The following is a 15,290-nucleotide window of genomic DNA, read 5'->3' on the forward strand; positions in this document are numbered from 1 at the left end:
ACCAACCCCCCGATCGGATCACACGTCAACCCCAGATTATGTTCCATCGCGATCTCCGCAGCGTTCTCCACCTGCCCCGGAGTACCACCCATCACCTCAGCCAAACCAGCAGCAGCCATCGACGACGCCGACCCCACCTCACCCTGACAGCCCACCTCAGCACCCGAAATGGACGCCTGCTCCTTATACAACACACCCACAGCACCGGCAGTGAGCAAGAACTTCACCACCACATCGTCCTTGTCTTTTTGGCTGGCCTTATCCATGCCCGGGGCATAATTCAACGCGTAATACAGCACCGCCGGGATGATCCCCGCCGCACCATTGGTCGGCGCCGTCACCACCCGGCCACCGGAGGCGTTCTCCTCGTTCACCGCCAACGCGATCAGGTTCACCCACTCCTGCCAATACTTCGGATCGTTCCGGTCCTTGTCCTCCTTCAGCAGCCGCTCCAACCAGTCAGGAGAACGACGCCGGACCCGCAACCCACCAGGGAGCACACCCTCACGCTTCAAACTGGTTTCAACACAGGCCTCCATCACGTGCCAGATATGCAGCAAACCCTCCCGGATCTCCTCCTCGGACCGGGACGCCCGCTCATTGATGAACATGATGTCGGAAATGCCCAAACCCTTGGACTGGCACCGGCCCAACAACTCCGCCGCCGTCCGGAACGGCAACGGCAACTCCTTCTTGGACTCCTCCAACTCCTGCTGCGCGGCGTTCTCCTCACCCTCACGGACAATGAACCCGCCACCAACCGAAAAGAACGTCGCCTCCCGCACGATGTTCCCCTCAGCATCGGAGACAGCAAACTTCATCCCATTCGTGTGCCGCGGCAACACCGTCAACGGATGCAACACCATATCCTCCACCGCATACGGCAACTCCACACCTTGACCGGACGCACCGGCCAGGTTCAGCACACCCGTTTCCGCGATAGCGGCCAACCGAGCCTCCACCTCGTCAGGCAGAATCAGCTCAGGGTGGTACCCCTCCAAGCCCAACAGTGTGGCAGTCATGGTCCCGTGGCCACGACCCGTCGCAGCCAAAGACCCATACAAATCCACGCGCAACGAAGCCACCGAACCCAGGACACCAGCGTCCTTCAGCTCACCGGCGAACACTGCGGCAGCCCGCATGGGCCCCACAGTATGAGAACTCGACGGACCAATACCCACGGAAAAAAGATCGAAAACACCAACAGCCATGGTCGGGATTCCTTAATACAGTTTGAAACGGTCCGGCAGATGGTCCTGCCGGATGGCCTCCCCCGCTTGTGGCGGAGATCGACCGAAGCACGACGCCGGATGGCCCCCAAAGGCGGCAACCCGGCGTCGCAAGTTTTATTCAGTTCTACAATCCCACGCTACGCCTTGTGGGCGCTTACTCGGTGCGTGTGGGAGTTCGGCACATAGGGCCCGAACAGAGCCTAGGAGAGGTCTCCGCCATTCTTGGAGGCGTATTCCTCGGCCGAGAGCAGCGGGCCCTCGGACTCTGCGGCAACCTTGAAGAGCCAGCCTGCACCGTAGGGGTCGTTGTTGATCAGGGCGGGGTCGGATACAACGGCGTCGTTGATCTCCGTGACCTCGCCAGTGACCGGCGAGTACAGGTCCGAGACGGACTTGGTGGACTCAACTTCGCCACAGGTCTCGCCTGCGGTCACCGTGGAGCCAACCTCGGGGAGGTCAACGTACACAATGTCACCCAGTGCGTCGGTGGCAACCTCGGAGATACCAACGGACACCGAGTTCCCTTCGCCGCGGGAAACCCACTCGTGCTCGTCGGAGTACTGAAGTTCGGGCGCTACTTTGGGCATTCTGTTTCCTTTACGTGTGGTGATGAAACCGGGAGTTACTTTTGGCGCTTGTAGAACGGCAGTGCGACAACTTCGAACGGCTCGCTCTTCCCGCGCAGGTCAATGTCCAAGGCGGTACCAAGCTCTGAGTGCTCGACGTCGACATACGCCAACGCTACCGGGTAGCCGAGCGTGGGGCTGGGCTGACCGGAGGTGACTTCACCAACCACTGCGCCGTCCTTGAGGACCGGGTAGTGTCCGCGTCCGGCGCGGCGCCCCAGGCCCTTGAGGCCAACGAGCTTGCGTCCGCTGGTGGAGCCGGCGCCGTCTGCCTTCAAGGCAGCCAGTGCGTCCTTGCCCACAAAGTCGCCTTCCTTGGACAGTGCCACCACGGGACCGAGGCCTGCTGCGAAGGGGTTGCCTTCGCGGGAGAGCTCGTTGCCGTAGAGGGGCATGCCGGCTTCGAGGCGGAGGGAGTCGCGGGAAGCGAGGCCGGCCGGGGTGAGTTCGCCTTCTTCAGCGGCGTCGGCGATGGCCTGCCAGAGTGCGGCTGCGGACTCGTTGGCCACGAAGATCTCGAAGCCGTCTTCGCCGGTGTACCCGGTGCGGGCCAGCAACAGGTCATGCGTACCGCCGTCGAACGTGAACGGGACTTCAACCGCCGCGTAGTACTTGAGTTCAGTGACCAGTGCGTGCTGCTCGGCGGGCACCAGCCGTAGGAGGATCGCTTCGGCCAGCGGCCCCTGAACAGCAATCAGCGAGGTCTCAGCCGAAGCGTCGTCAACAACGACGTCGAACCCGGCGGCGCGTTCCAGCAGTGCAGAAGCGACAACAGTTGCGTTGCCGGCGTTCGGAACCACCAGGAACTTCTCGTCAGCACGACGGTACGTGATGAGGTCATCGATGATGCCACCGTCTTCCTGGCAGATCAGCGAGTACTTGGCCTTGCCGATGGCCATGGCGGAGATTTTGCCCACCAAGGCGTAGTCCAGGAACGCGGCAGCCTCCGGTCCGGTGACCCAGACTTCGCCCATGTGGGAGAGGTCGAACAGGCCTGCGGACTTGCGGACGGCGTGGTGCTCAGCCAACTCCGAGGAGTACTTGAGCGGCATCTGCCAGCCTCCGAAGTCCGTGAAGGACGCGCCGAGCTTCTTGTGCTCTTCGTAAAGAGCGGTGTAGTTCTCAGTCATGTCGGGAGTCCTAATTTTCGAAGTCTTCGATCGGCGGGCAGGAGCAGACCAGGTTACGGTCTCCGGCTGCGCCGTCGATGCGGCCGACGGGCGGGAAGTACTTGTCCTGCTTGAGGTGGTGGACCGGGAAGGCGGCCTGCTCGCGCGGGTACGCGCGGTCCCAATCAGAAGTTACGACGGCGGCGGCCGTGTGGGGCGCGCGGCGAAGCGGGGAATCCTGCACGGAGAAATCACCGTGGGCAACTTGGTCGATTTCCTTGCGGATGGTGATCATGGCGTCGATGAAACGGTCGATCTCGGCCAGGTCCTCGGACTCGGTGGGCTCCACCATCAGAGTTCCCGCCACCGGGAAAGCCAGGGTGGGTGCGTGGAAGCCGAAGTCGATGAGGCGCTTGGCCACATCTTCAGCGGTGACGCCGGTCTTGGCCGTCAGTTCGCGGAGGTCCAGGATGCACTCGTGGGCCACGAGTCCGCCTTCGCCGGTGTAGAGGACCGGGAAGTGGTCGTTGAGGCGGGATGCGATGTAATTCGCAGCCAGCAGGGCCGACTTCGTTGCTTCCGTCAGTCCCTGGCCACCCATGAGCTTCACGTAGGCCCAGGAAATCGGCAGGACACCGGCGGAACCGAATCGGGATGCGGAGATCGGGACGTCGTTGCCTTCGGTCCAGGAGGCCGCATCGCCCGGCATGAACGGTGCGAGGTGCGCCTTGGCAGCAACCGGACCAACGCCCGGTCCGCCACCGCCGTGCGGGATGCAGAAGGTCTTGTGCAGGTTCAGGTGTGAAACGTCACCGCCGAACTTGCCCGGCTGTGCAAGGCCAACGAGCGCGTTAAGGTTGGCACCGTCGATGTAGACCTGGCCGCCGGCTTCGTGGATGGCGTCGCAGACTTCGCGGACGTCAGCGTCGTAGACACCGTGGGTGGAGGGGTACGTGATCATGATGGCCGAGAGGGCATCCCGGTGGGCTTCGATCTTGTTCTTGAGATCAACGTGGTCGATGGTGCCGTCGGGCGCCGTGGCCACAACCACTACCTTCATGCCGGCCAGCACTGCCGAGGCTGCGTTGGTGCCGTGGGCAGAAGCGGGAATGAGGCACACGTTGCGCTGCTCGTCGCCGCGGGACAGGTGGTAGCCGCGGATGGCCAGCAAGCCTGCCAGCTCACCCTGGGAACCAGCGTTGGGTTGAATGGAGACTTGGTCGTAGCCGGTGATCTCGGTCAGCTGCGACTCAAGGTCGGTGATGAGCTCGCGCCAGCCCTCGGTCTGGGAATCCGGGGCGAACGGGTGGATGGAGGCGAACTCCGGCCAGGAGATGGCTTCCATCTCAGCTGTGGCGTTGAGCTTCATGGTGCAGGAACCCAGCGGGATCATGGTGCGGTCCAGCGCGAGGTCGCGGTCTGAGAGCTTGCGGATATAGCGGAGAAGCTGGGTTTCGGAGCGGTGCGTGTTGAACACGGGGTGCTGCATGAAGTCGCTGGTGCGCTCCACAGAGCCCTCAAGCGCTAAGCCTTCACCGGCTTCGGAAACGGAAGCACCGAAGACCGCCGCGACGTCAGCCACAACCTCGGACGTAGTGGTCTCATCAACCGAGATACCCACCGTGTCAGCGTCTACGCCGCGCAGGTTGATGCCCTTGGCCTCTGCGGCGGCGACGATCTCGGCAGCCTTGCCGGGAACGCGGACAGTGATGGTGTCGAAGAAGGATCCGTGCAGGACCTCGACGCCGGCGGCCTTCAGCGACGCTGCGAGGGTACGGGCGTGGCCATGCGCGGTTTCAGCGATCGCTTTGAGGCCCTCGGGGCCATGGTAAACGGCGTACATCGAGGCCACGATGGCCAGCAACGCCTGGGCAGTACAGATGTTGGACGTGGCCTTCTCGCGGCGGATGTGCTGCTCGCGGGTCTGCAGCGCCAGGCGGTAGGCGGGGACACCGGCGTCGTCCTTGGAAACGCCCACCAGACGGCCGGGCATGGAACGCTCCAGGCCCTTTTGGACCGCCATATAGGCGGCGTGCGGGCCGCCGAAGAACAGCGGAACGCCCAGTCGCTGCGCGGAGCCAACGGCGATGTCCGCGCCCTGCTCGCCCGGAGGGGTGATGAGCGTGAGGGAGAGGAGATCGGCAGCGACGGTAACCAGCGCGCCCCGCTCCTTGGCCTCGGCGATAACAGCTGAGTGATCGAAGACGCGGCCGGAAACACCGGGCTGCTGGAGCACGACGCCGTTGATGGCACCTTCAGGGAGACCCAGCGAGAGGTCAGCAACCTCGACCTCGAAGCCGAGCGCCTCAGCGCGGCCCTTCACAATGGCGATCGTCTGCGGGAGGCAGTCGGAGTCGAGGACAGTCTTGCCGTCCTGGACAGTCTTGTTCTTGTTGGCGCGGCGCATCATGAGGACGGCTTCGGCCACGGCCGTTGCTTCGTCCAGCAGGGAGGCATTGGCGATCGGCAGGCCAACCAGGTCCTGGACCATGGTCTGGAAGTTCAGGAGAGCCTCAAGACGGCCCTGGGAGATTTCCGGCTGGTACGGAGTGTAGGCGGTGTACCAGGCAGGGGACTCAAGAATGTTGCGGCGGATCACCGGCGGCGTCACGGTGTCGTAGTAGCCCTGGCCGATCATCTGGACGGCGGTCTTGTTCTTGGAGGCGAGCTTGCGCAGCTCGGCCAGAACCTCAACTTCGCTCAGCGCGTTCTGCAGGGTGAGGGCAACGTCCTGGCGGATGTCGTTCGGGACGGCGGTGTCGACCAGCGAATCAACGGTGTCGTAACCGACGGACTTGAGCATGGTCTCGATGTCGGCCTGGCGGCGCGCGCCAATATGCCGATCGACGAAGGTGGTGGAGGCAGAACTAACCGTCACGAAGGAACTCCATTACTTGGGCAGCGTTTGGGTACGCCACAGCGGCTGGGTTCCTCCCCGCTCTGTATTGGACCTGAGAGTTTCCGCGCGTTGCGTGAACAACCTCGCTTGCACCGTCGGTGAGCACAGCACTCTTTCACCCTTGGGGTGGGCTGAGCGCCTGCTGCTTTCCAGAGTTGCCTCGCCGCGGCGGTGCGTGGGCCTGAGAGATTCCTGGGGAGGGTTTGCTCCTACGGCGCCTGCATCACGTGCTTGCAGGACTCTCCCGCCGCAGATCAAAGGCATTTTCAGTTATGTATGGCCCCGATCAGGGCAGGCCACAAAGGTTAATTGTCCTACGTCACGGGCGCCGCCGCAAATGGACGGCCTGCTACTTCCGCAGCCGTTCGAGGACCCCGAGCAGGATTTCGACGTCGGCCTCCCGCCCGGCATTGCCGCCCTCCTGCCCACCTTCAAAAATGGCATTGAAATACAGGCCGTCACCCATATAGCTCACAGCCTTGGCGACCTCCGGGCCGACGTCTTCGGCGAGCACGTCCAGCCATCGCTGTTGAATGGCGGCGAACCTGCGACGCGTTTCCTCATGGGCCACTTCAGCCAACCTGGTGACGGCCACAAAAGCCCGGTCCATGGGCGTGTCTGCCCAGAGCGAGGAGCGGATGAAGTAGGCAGCGGAACCCTCGGGCGACGCCTTCATCAGTTCCGTATCCTCGTCGGCCAGCAGGTCCAGGCGTTCAAGGAGGGCCGTGATCAGCGCTTCCTTATTAGGGAAGTGGTAGAGCAGCCCACCCTTGGATACGCCGGCGCGCTTGGCAACGGCGTCGAGCGTGGCGGCTCGCTCCCCCACCTCGATGAGGAGGGCTTCGAAAGCATCCAGGACGGCGTCCCGGGCAACTGGTTTTCGTGGCATGTGTCCATCATTCCCTAAAGGCTCGCCGGGTTGTATTTGAAACTGTACCGTCTGGACGGTACAGTAAGTGACATGTACTCGCCGTCCTCAACCCCAGCACCCCGTTCCGCTCGTCCCGATATGGGCCAGGCAGCACCGTGGCGCGACTGGACGGCACTGGCACTCCTGATGTTCCCGGTGCTGCTGGTGGCCGTCGACAACACCGCGCTCACCTTCGCCCTGCCCGAGATCGCCCGCTCCCTGGACGTGGGCGGCGTTCAACTGCTCTGGATAGTTGACGCCTATCCGCTGGTCCTTGCCGCACTGCTCGTCTCCATGGGCAACCTCGGCGACAGAATCGGACGACGGCGGCTGCTGCTGATCGGCAGCACCGGCTTCGCAGCGGTTTCGGCTGCTACGGCGTTCGCGCCTTCCGCTGAATGGCTGATTGCCGGACGCGCGGGCCTTGGTGTCTTCGGCGCCATGCTGATGCCCTCAACGCTGTCCCTGATCCGGAACATCTTCACCGATCCCAACCGCCGGCGGCTTGCGATCGCCGTCTGGGCTGCCGGCTTCTCCGGTGGCGCGGCGCTCGGGCCGATCTTCGGCGGCTGGCTGGTGGAACACTTCTGGTGGGGTGCCGTCTTCCTGGTGGCAGCGTTCCTGCTCCTGCCGCTCCTCGCCTTTGGCCGGGTCCTGATTCCCGAATCCAAGGACTCCAATCCTGGCCGGGTTGATGTGCCCAGCATCGTCCTGTCCGTGGTCACCATGGCACCGTTTGTCTACGGCATCAAGGAATTCGCAGTTCACGGCTTCGGAGCATCGGCTGCAGCCTTCATGGGCTTCGGCCTGGTGATGGGCATCCTGTTCGTTCGCCGCCAGCAGCGGATCGAGAACCCCATGCTGGACGTCGCTTTGTTCAAGAACAAGGTGTTCAGCACGGCAATCGTGGCCAACGTGCTGTCCTTGTTCTCCATGACTGGCTTCATTTACTTCTTCGCCCAGCACCTGCAGCTGGTTGAGGGACAGTCGCCCATGGAAGCAGGCATCGCCATGATTCCTGCCCTCCTGGCAACGGTCATCGCAGGCCTGCTGGTGGTGCCGCTGGTCAAGCGTGTCCGGCCCGGTTTCGTCGTCGCCGCAGGTCTGACGCTCAGCGCTGTCGGTTACTTGATTGTGGTGGTGGGCGACCACGGCAGCGGACCCGTATTCCTGCTGTCGGCTCTGACCGTTCTCGCCGTTGGCGTTGGTGCTGCCGAGACCATCTCCAACGACCTCATCCTGGCCTCAGTACCTGCCGACAAGTCCGGCGCGGCCTCGGCCATTTCCGAGACCGGCTATGAACTGGGTTCGCTCCTGGGAACGGCCGTGCTCGGCTCGATCCTCACGGCTTCCTACCAGCACAACCTCATCATTCCGGACGGCGTCTCCTCGCAAGCCGCTGGGAAGTCCGGGGAAACCCTCGCCGGTGCTGTTGATGCGGCAGCTGCACTCCCGGCCCCGTTGTCGGAAGCGCTGACAGTCGCCGCCCGGACAGCTTTCGAATCCGGTGTCCACATCACTGCGGCGATTGGGCTGGTACTGATGGCCGGCGCGGCAGTGCTCGCCGCCGTCGTGCTCCGGCGTGTGCCGAAGGCGCAGTAGGTAAACGCTGTGCCGTTGCGGGGCCCGCTTTGCGTGATTCTGCCGGGATTTAGCACGCAAACCGGGCCTCACAAAGCTTCGGTCGGCGCCGCTTTTTCGTCGACTCCGGCGGTCAGTTCGTCGATTCTGTCGAGGGCGTCGCTGAGCCGGGTCACCGTATTCCAAAGCTCTGGATGCTGTTCCCTGACTTCCTGGAGCGTGGCGCCGGCGGAGGTCAGGGACGCAAGGTCGAAGCTCACGTTGGTTCGGGCTCCAGCTATGGCTGCGCGGAGGGCTCCAAAGCCCACAACGACATCGGCGATCAGCGCCGGATTCCCGTTGGAAGCGAGCCAGCCGAGGTCTTCGATGGCGTTGATGGCGCGCTCCCCCAGGACGGCTGAAGCCTTGGCAGCATCGACGGAGGCCTGATGAATCGCGGCGTCACGTTCCGGACCGGCGTCGAGGCGGAAGGCGGCGCCGAAAGCGTTGGAGGCGGACGCGTCGTCGTCGGCTAATTGAAGCGCAGATCGGCGGAGACTATGGGCCCGGGCGTGGATGCCACCGAGCTGTTCACGCTGGGCCTCTTCCGCCTCGGTGTATCCGGCGACCATGGACGTCAGCGAGGCCGCGATGGAGAGCATGACGCCGGTCCCGGCACCGCCGCCCGGCGAACCGGTGGATTCGGCCAAGGCCTTGGTCCACTCCTCCACGGTGGATTGCTGGGTGGTGACTGGTTCTGAATCTTTCATGCCATCCAGTGTGCCGGGGCTTCCCAGCCTTTGCAGCTTTGGGCTGGATACACTGGCCAGACCTAGGCGTCGAACGAAAAAGGGCAGACTCATGACCATTGACCTCGAAAAGCTCTACAAGGACCTGCACTCCCATCCCGAACTGTCCTTCCAGGAGACCCGAACCGCCGGGATCGCCGCGGGTTACCTCGAAGACCTCGGCTTCGCGGTTCACCGCAACATCGGAAAGACCGGGGTTGTTGGTGTTCTGGATAACGGACCCGGACCTGTGGTGATGCTCAGGGCAGACATGGATGCGTTGCCGGTCAAGGAAGCAACGGGGTTGGACTATGCGAGCACGGCTGTGGGTGTTGATCATGAGGGCAAGGACATGCCAGTCATGCACGCTTGCGGCCATGACGTGCACGTGAGTTGCCTTGTGGGCGCGGTGGAGGTCCTGGCCGCGCAGCGTGATGAATGGCACGGCACCCTGATAGCCCTCTTCCAGCCGGCAGAAGAATGGGGCGGCGGGGCAGAAACCATGGTTGCCGATGGGTTGTATGACGTGGTGCCTAAACCCGACGTCGTCCTGGGTCAACACGTGGCCCCTTTCCCCGCCGGGTGGTTCGGCATGCGTCCCGGCGTCACCATGGCGTCCGCTGATTCCCTCAACATCACTTTGCATGGACGAGGGGGCCACGGATCGCGTCCGGAGACCACTATTGATCCGGTATTGATGGCTGCTGCAACCACTGTCAGGTTGCAGGGCATCGTCTCGCGTGAACTTGCAGCCAGTGACTCCGCGGTGGTCACCGTTGGGCAGATTCACTCAGGGACCAAGAACAACATCATCCCTGAAACGGCAACCCTGGGCCTCAGCGTCCGTACCTTCAGTGATGCCACCAGGGATAAAATCCTCGGTTCCATTGAGCGCATTGCCAAGGGGGAAGCCACAGCTTCAGGTGCTCCCAAGGAACCGGAAGTTCAGTTCGAAGAACGGTTCCCGCTGACAGTCAACGACGAAGCTGCCACCGGGAAGGTGTCAGCAGCGTTCAAGGCAAAGTTTGGCGAAGCTCAGATTATCGACCCCGGACCGGTGTCCGGAAGCGAGGACGTAGGCGTTTTGGCCAAGGCTGCCGATGCTCCGCTGGTGTTCTGGTTCCTGGGTGGCGCCGAGCCTTCCTTGTTCAAGGAGTTCGCCTCAACAGGTCGCCTTCCCGAGGACATTCCGTCGAATCACTCGCCATACTTTGCGCCGGTTATCCAACCAACGCTGACACGAGGCACGGATGCCCTGGTGACAGCTGCCCGGGAGTTCCTCGCCACTACGTCCTAGGGTTTTATCCGGCCGCCCTGCCGGCAAAGTGAAGGCGCTGCGAGCGCAGCGCCTTCACTTATTTGTTCGAGCAGGTCCAGCTTCCTTGACCGTGCCAGTGAATGCCTAGACTTTCTCGCGGATGCGGTTCATCGTCGGTTCGGAAACCTCGGATTCCCTGCGACGGCGGGCCAGGAAAGTCCACAACGTTCCTTCCGTCCGTTGACGGCTCTCCGCCGGGACCCCTCCCTTCTCTGCGTCAGGCTTTGCATCTGACGTGTGCGTCTCGGGCTTGCGCGCGGAGTCCTTCTTCGTGCGCCGCTCGAAGTCGTCGTAGTACGCGTAGCACATACGCAACCTCCTTAAACGGCTGTTCCATAATCGTCCTCTGACCGGGCCCGCACGTCGATGGTTTTGTGCTTTGTGATCGGCTGGATCACTGTGCGGCGTGGCTGCATCCGGCCTAGTGGGAGAGAGCTGTCTGGTGCGCTTCCCGCACAGCCGAATGAGTCTCCTCCATCATGAGATCGGCATTAATGGCAGCGCCCGCCATGACTCCTGACGCTGCGGAAGCCATGACTTGCCCCATGAGATCCGCGACGTTTCCCGCAGCCCAGACACCTGGCACCGAGGTGGCGCCGCCCATGGGGTTCACTTCCACGTGGCTTCCTACACCCATGGGGTGCTCAACCGACGGGACTCCCAAAGACTCGAGCACAGTGGACCGGGCCTCCAAGCGCGGTCCGGTCACCACCGCTTCCAGGGGGATCACTTTGCCCGTAGCCAGGACAACTCCGCTCAACGCGTCGTCGGTGACTTCCAGTGCTTGGACCTTGCCGTCCACCACGGTGATGGATCGGGCAGCAAGTTGTTCCCATTCTTCTTCCGTCGGCTCCACAACGTCATTGAGGAAAAGCGTGATGTTGGGGCTCCAGTGTTTGGTGCAAAGCCATCGGCCCTGAACCCAGAATTCCAATCGCCTTGTTCCGGACCTCCCAGCCATGGCAGTAGGGACAGTGCAGGACATCGCGGCCCCACCGTTCCCGGATGCCCTCAATGTCCGGGAGGACATCCGTTAGGCCTGTGGTGACCAGCAAGCGGCGGGCGCCTACGCTCCGGCCGTCCGCCAACTCCACCTCGAAGGCGGGTTTCGCTCCCGAGGTGAGGTCCGCCGTCGAACGTGCCGCAACGGCTACGCCCTCCACGACGTTCGCCCCGTAGTGCCGGGCTTCGGTCCGCCCCAGTTCCAGCAGTTCCCTTGGGTCGATTCCGTCCCGGGAGAGGAAGCCGTGAACCCCGGCGGCGGGCGCGTTCCGGGGCTCGCCGGCGTCGATGACGAGGACGGACCGCAAGGCCCTGCCCAGGGTCACGGCGGCACTTAACCCAGCCGCGCCACCTCCCACCACTACGACGTCGTACTCTCCAGCCATCTCACGCTCTGTTACTTCTTCGCTCACTGTGCCTCCAGGCGTATCCAGCGGCCTTTCGCCGCTCCTTCCATGGTTGGCCTCGGCCGATCTATTCAGCAAGGAAGTTTGCCAATATGGCAAACTGGGAGTCATGACTACCGATTTCAGCACCATGCTCGACGCCGTAGGCCCTCGCCTGCGTGCCATGCGGACACAGCGCAACGTGACCCTCGCGGAAGCTTCGGAAGGGACGGGCATTTCCGTCAGCACGCTTTCCAGGCTGGAATCGGGCCAACGCAAGCCAACACTTGAGCTTCTCCTCCCCATAGCGAGGCTGCATCAAGTCCCCCTCGAAGAACTGATTGATGCCCCGCAAACCGGTGATCCGCGCATTCACCTCAAGCCGCACGTTCACGAGTGGGGAACCGCCCTTCCCCTGACTCGACGCCCCGGCGGAATCCAGGCGTTCAAAATGGTCCTGAAGAGTGGCACGGGCAAAGAGATTCCCACACCTCAGTCGCACGAAGGCTATGACTGGATGTACATCCTCAATGGGAAGCTGCGCCTGGTTTTGGGCGAGAACGATTTCATTCTCAAACCAGGCGAGGTGGCGGAATTCGATACCAGAACTCCGCACTGGTTTGCCAGCGCCACGTCAGAGCCTGTGGAGCTCCTTACCCTGTTTGGCCAGCAAGGCGAACGCCTTCACGTGCGGGCGCGACCCAAGCGATAAGCAGGGCGCCCCCGGGACTAGGAGGCAAGCCATTCCCGAGCATTTCGGCGGGAAGCTGTCGGCTCGATACCCAGCTCAGGGCGGTTGATCTCCGCCCACACCTCATCAAGGGACAAGCCAAGGACGTCAGCAATCGCGGCCACCGTGGGGAATGCCGGAGTAGCCACCCTGCCCGACTCGATCTTCCGGAGCGTTTCCGGGGAGACCCGGGCATCAAGGGCGATCTCGAGCATCGAGCGTTCACCCCGGGCGCGACGCAAGAGCGCACCGAGACGCTGTCCACGCTCGGCCTCTGCGGGTGTTAGCGGCAACCTGACCATGGAACCAATTGTAATACCGGGATAATATGGCCGGGATAGTTATTGGTCATACATGAGAAAGGTGCTCCATGATTGAGATCCTGAGCCCCACCGAACTGGACCGGGCAAAAGAGGCAGGCACACTGGTTGCCAACATCCTGCACACGCTGAAGAACCGCGCCACGGTTGGCACCAACCTGCTGGACATCGACCGTTGGGCCAAGTCCATGATCCTCGAAGCCGGGGCCGTCTCCTGTTACGTCGACTACGCGCCGTCCTTTGGCCGCGGACCGTTCGGCCACTACGTCTGCACGGGCGTCAACGACGCCGTCCTCCACGGACTGCCCCGGAACTACGCACTGGCCGACGGCGATTTACTGACACTCGATCTCGCCGTCACCAAGGATGGAATCGCCGCCGACTCAGCGATCAGCTTCATTGTGGGTGAATCCAAGCCGTCGGAGAGCCTTGCGATGATTGACGCCACCGAACGCGCCCTGCGAGCCGGGATTGCGGCTGCCCGGCCAGGCGCCCGCATCGGAGACATCTCCTATGCCATCGGTTCGGTCCTCAGTGATGCCGGATACCCCGTCAACACCGAGTTCGGTGGCCACGGCATCGGGTCAACCATGCATCAGGATCCCCACGTTCCCAACATGGGACGGCCCGGCCGCGGATACAAACTCCGTCCCGGCTTGCTGCTCGCTTTGGAACCCTGGGTGATGGCAGACACCGCACAATTGGTCACAGACGCCGACGGCTGGACGCTCCGAAGTGTGACCGGATGCCGCACAGCGCACAGCGAGCACACCATCGCCATCACCGACGGCGAAGCCGAGATCCTCACTCTGCCGACGCTGACTCTCTAGATGTAAGGGACCCGGCAGCGGGAACTTCGCATCAGCCCGCCGCGCACTGGGGTGAGGTGATTTGCCTGCTCTCATCCGGACACCCGGCATCGCGTATTGAGGGCCAATGCTGCTTAAGGGCCAATGCCGCGGCAACGTTGGTTGTTCATCAATAACGCTCGGCAACTAAGGGCCCCGAGATGCTCTGCGACCCCTAAGGACTTCCTGCATCACGTTCTGGAGGGCCGGTGTCCGGGTAGTGGTGGGGCTTTGGATTGGTAGGTGTGTCCGGTGGGTGTGCTGATGTTCAGGGTGTGAGTTGTTGCGGGCAGGGCTTCTGCGGACAGGGTTTCTGAGGGCAGGGGTGTGGCGGTCCAGCCGGGGTTTTCTTTGGTGTGGTTGCACGCTTCGCAGAGTCCTGCGCCGTTGTCCAGGGTGGTGGTTCCGCCTAAGTGCCAGGGCACGATGTGGTCGATGTGCCGGATGGGCGCGTCGCAGTACGGCGTCCGGCAGGTGTGGTCCCGGGCTTGGATGAATCGCCGGTGTCGGTGTGGGAAGAGCCGGGCTTTGGAGTCCATGGCCAGCAGTTCCCCGCTCCCGGGTGCGGTGTAGAGCCGCCGGAGCCAGACCGTGAAATCCTGCTCCTGCTTTGTCGCGGCGCGTGTCGCGACCTGGGTTCTGGGCTCTTCGGCGCCGATCAGGGTCCTGGCCCACTGCGCGGGGACGATGCCGTAGCCATGGAGCCGGGCCGGTTCGGCATCGCCTTGGAACAGGGTCCTGTCCGTCATGACGAGTTGGAGTTCAACCCCGGCCACCCCGCCGGGTGTGCCGGTGAGGCGTTCAGCCAGGGTATCGGCCATGACCTGGCCACGGCCCCGGGAATCACCACTGGAACGGGCAGCATCAGCAGCACGGGTCAACGCCGCATAGGCTGCAACGCCCTGGCCCACCGGAAGCAGCGCGGTCAGATACGTCATGGTGTCCGGCGCCGGACGCAGACTCACCATCCGCTCCGTCGCGGCATGACTGGCCCGCTGCGCCACCGAGCGCGGATCACGCCGGTACGCAGCCGCTTTGGCCGCGGCGACCAGGGCCCGGTCACCGAAACCCTCGAAAGCCCCGGCATCAGCGGCGAGCTCGGCATCCACCGCGGCCCGGTCCTCCACCGACAAACACGCAGTCTCCTTCACCAGCAGCGTCGCCCGCCACTCGTTCAACTGGCCCGAGTTCAACGCCGCCAAGGTCCGCGGCATCTCCGTGACCAAGGCCTTGGCCAACCCCAACAACCTCGATCCCCGGTTCGGTGATTCCCGCCGCGCCAACGCCACCTGCGCCCCCACACCCTTGCCACGCTCCGCCGCAGGCACCCCAGCCTCGGCCTGCTCAGCCCGCTGCGCCAGATCAAACGCCACAGCAATCTGCGCCTGCAGGCCGGCGATGGCCGACTTCATTTCCTCCAACACCCGCAACTGACCAATCAAATCACCACTGATGGTCCCAGCTTGATCCACCCCTTGAGACAAAGCAGGACGAGGCACAGCGGACAACGCCGTCTTCGCTTGCCTCTCCCGGATCTGCTTCATACCCCCAACTCTCGCAGG

13 protein-coding genes, 1 pseudogene and 1 riboswitch are annotated in these 15,290 nt (G+C 63.3%); of the genes and pseudogenes, 4 read left to right on the plus strand and 10 right to left on the minus strand.

The annotated features are described in order from the left end of the window. From AB4Y77_RS22760 to AB4Y77_RS22780, 5 genes are all read right to left on the minus strand, one after another. Window positions 1-1,211: L-serine ammonia-lyase (locus AB4Y77_RS22760; protein ID WP_442015434.1), on the minus strand; the 1,211-nt coding region annotated here is incomplete at its 3' end. 221 nt (window positions 1,212-1,432) lie between these two features. Further along, entirely contained in the window at window positions 1,433-1,819 is a 387-nt protein-coding gene (gene gcvH / locus AB4Y77_RS22765) for a glycine cleavage system protein GcvH (RefSeq protein WP_311214886.1), read from the minus strand. 35 nt (window positions 1,820-1,854) lie between these two features. After that, window positions 1,855-2,988, minus strand: coding sequence for a glycine cleavage system aminomethyltransferase GcvT (gene gcvT / locus AB4Y77_RS22770; RefSeq protein ID WP_442015435.1), 1,134 nt, complete (start codon window positions 2,986-2,988; stop codon window positions 1,855-1,857). A 10-nt stretch (window positions 2,989-2,998) separates the two neighbouring features. After that, window positions 2,999-5,845: an aminomethyl-transferring glycine dehydrogenase gene (gene gcvP / locus AB4Y77_RS22775; protein ID WP_442015436.1), complete on the minus strand. Its 2,847-nt coding sequence runs from the start codon at window positions 5,843-5,845 to the stop codon at window positions 2,999-3,001. Window positions 5,846-6,025: 180 nt separating this feature from the next. After that, a riboswitch (glycine riboswitch) is annotated at window positions 6,026-6,123 on the minus strand. Between the two features lie 92 nt (window positions 6,124-6,215). Beyond that, window positions 6,216-6,755 (minus strand): TetR/AcrR family transcriptional regulator, encoded by a 540-nt coding sequence (locus tag AB4Y77_RS22780; protein WP_311214889.1) that lies wholly within the window; start codon window positions 6,753-6,755, stop codon window positions 6,216-6,218. A gap of 72 nt (window positions 6,756-6,827) precedes the next feature. On the opposite strand from AB4Y77_RS22780, the gene AB4Y77_RS22785 reads away from it, so the two are divergent. Then, complete coding sequence (locus tag AB4Y77_RS22785) at window positions 6,828-8,378, plus strand: MFS transporter (protein ID WP_442015437.1); 1,551 nt, start codon at window positions 6,828-6,830, stop codon at window positions 8,376-8,378. Window positions 8,379-8,446: 68 nt separating this feature from the next. Here AB4Y77_RS22785 and AB4Y77_RS22790 read toward each other — a convergent pair whose 3' ends face one another. Next, on the minus strand, window positions 8,447-9,106 hold the full coding sequence (locus tag AB4Y77_RS22790) for a cyclodeaminase/cyclohydrolase family protein (RefSeq protein ID WP_442015438.1): 660 nt from the start codon (window positions 9,104-9,106) through the stop codon (window positions 8,447-8,449). Between the two features lie 91 nt (window positions 9,107-9,197). Between AB4Y77_RS22790 and AB4Y77_RS22795 the strand changes: the two genes are divergently transcribed. After that, window positions 9,198-10,421 carry an amidohydrolase gene (locus AB4Y77_RS22795; RefSeq protein ID WP_442015439.1) on the plus strand — a complete coding sequence of 408 codons (1,224 nt, stop codon included), beginning with the start codon at window positions 9,198-9,200 and terminating at the stop codon, window positions 10,419-10,421. Window positions 10,422-10,526: 105 nt separating this feature from the next. Here the strand turns inward: AB4Y77_RS22795 and AB4Y77_RS22800 are convergent, their stop codons facing one another. After that, the gene (locus AB4Y77_RS22800) at window positions 10,527-10,751 is read right to left on the minus strand and encodes a hypothetical protein (protein WP_311214893.1); all 225 of its coding nucleotides are present in this window, start codon (window positions 10,749-10,751) and stop codon (window positions 10,527-10,529) included. 112 nt (window positions 10,752-10,863) lie between these two features. Then, window positions 10,864-11,830 (minus strand): annotated as a pseudogene (locus AB4Y77_RS22805) (NAD(P)/FAD-dependent oxidoreductase). A gap of 130 nt (window positions 11,831-11,960) precedes the next feature. On the opposite strand from AB4Y77_RS22805, the gene AB4Y77_RS22810 reads away from it, so the two are divergent. Beyond that, window positions 11,961-12,542, plus strand: a complete 582-nt coding sequence (locus AB4Y77_RS22810; RefSeq protein ID WP_311214894.1) for a helix-turn-helix domain-containing protein — start codon at window positions 11,961-11,963, stop codon at window positions 12,540-12,542. Between the two features lie 17 nt (window positions 12,543-12,559). On the opposite strand, the gene AB4Y77_RS22815 is transcribed toward AB4Y77_RS22810, so the two are convergent. Then, window positions 12,560-12,862: a helix-turn-helix domain-containing protein gene (locus AB4Y77_RS22815; protein WP_442015440.1), complete on the minus strand. Its 303-nt coding sequence runs from the start codon at window positions 12,860-12,862 to the stop codon at window positions 12,560-12,562. Window positions 12,863-12,930: 68 nt separating this feature from the next. On the opposite strand from AB4Y77_RS22815, the gene map reads away from it, so the two are divergent. After that, on the plus strand, window positions 12,931-13,710 hold the full coding sequence (gene map, locus AB4Y77_RS22820; RefSeq protein ID WP_442015441.1) for a type I methionyl aminopeptidase: 780 nt from the start codon (window positions 12,931-12,933) through the stop codon (window positions 13,708-13,710). A 209-nt stretch (window positions 13,711-13,919) separates the two neighbouring features. Here map and AB4Y77_RS22825 read toward each other — a convergent pair whose 3' ends face one another. Next, window positions 13,920-15,272: an HNH endonuclease gene (locus AB4Y77_RS22825; RefSeq protein ID WP_442015442.1), complete on the minus strand. Its 1,353-nt coding sequence runs from the start codon at window positions 15,270-15,272 to the stop codon at window positions 13,920-13,922. Between the last annotated feature and the right edge of the window lie 18 nt (window positions 15,273-15,290).

Source organism: Paenarthrobacter sp. YAF11_1 (genome assembly GCF_052113445.1).
Classification (GTDB): domain Bacteria; phylum Actinomycetota; class Actinomycetes; order Actinomycetales; family Micrococcaceae; genus Arthrobacter.

What these genes read in the sequence shown, in the direction of transcription:
- AB4Y77_RS22785 (WP_442015437.1), top strand. Translation starts at nt 6,828, where the DNA reads ATGTACTCGCCGTCCTCAACCCCAGCACCCCGTTCCGCTCGTCCCGAT.
- AB4Y77_RS22815 (WP_442015440.1), bottom strand. Translation starts at nt 12,862, where the DNA reads ATGGTCAGGTTGCCGCTAACACCCGCAGAGGCCGAGCGTGGACAGCGT.
- AB4Y77_RS22790 (WP_442015438.1), bottom strand. Translation starts at nt 9,106, where the DNA reads ATGAAAGATTCAGAACCAGTCACCACCCAGCAATCCACCGTGGAGGAG.
- gcvH (WP_311214886.1), bottom strand. Translation starts at nt 1,819, where the DNA reads ATGCCCAAAGTAGCGCCCGAACTTCAGTACTCCGACGAGCACGAGTGG.
- AB4Y77_RS22825 (WP_442015442.1), bottom strand. Translation starts at nt 15,272, where the DNA reads ATGAAGCAGATCCGGGAGAGGCAAGCGAAGACGGCGTTGTCCGCTGTG.
- AB4Y77_RS22810 (WP_311214894.1), top strand. Translation starts at nt 11,961, where the DNA reads ATGACTACCGATTTCAGCACCATGCTCGACGCCGTAGGCCCTCGCCTG.
- AB4Y77_RS22795 (WP_442015439.1), top strand. Translation starts at nt 9,198, where the DNA reads ATGACCATTGACCTCGAAAAGCTCTACAAGGACCTGCACTCCCATCCC.
- gcvT (WP_442015435.1), bottom strand. Translation starts at nt 2,988, where the DNA reads ATGACTGAGAACTACACCGCTCTTTACGAAGAGCACAAGAAGCTCGGC.
- AB4Y77_RS22780 (WP_311214889.1), bottom strand. Translation starts at nt 6,755, where the DNA reads ATGCCACGAAAACCAGTTGCCCGGGACGCCGTCCTGGATGCTTTCGAA.
- map (WP_442015441.1), top strand. Translation starts at nt 12,931, where the DNA reads ATGATTGAGATCCTGAGCCCCACCGAACTGGACCGGGCAAAAGAGGCA.
- AB4Y77_RS22800 (WP_311214893.1), bottom strand. Translation starts at nt 10,751, where the DNA reads ATGTGCTACGCGTACTACGACGACTTCGAGCGGCGCACGAAGAAGGAC.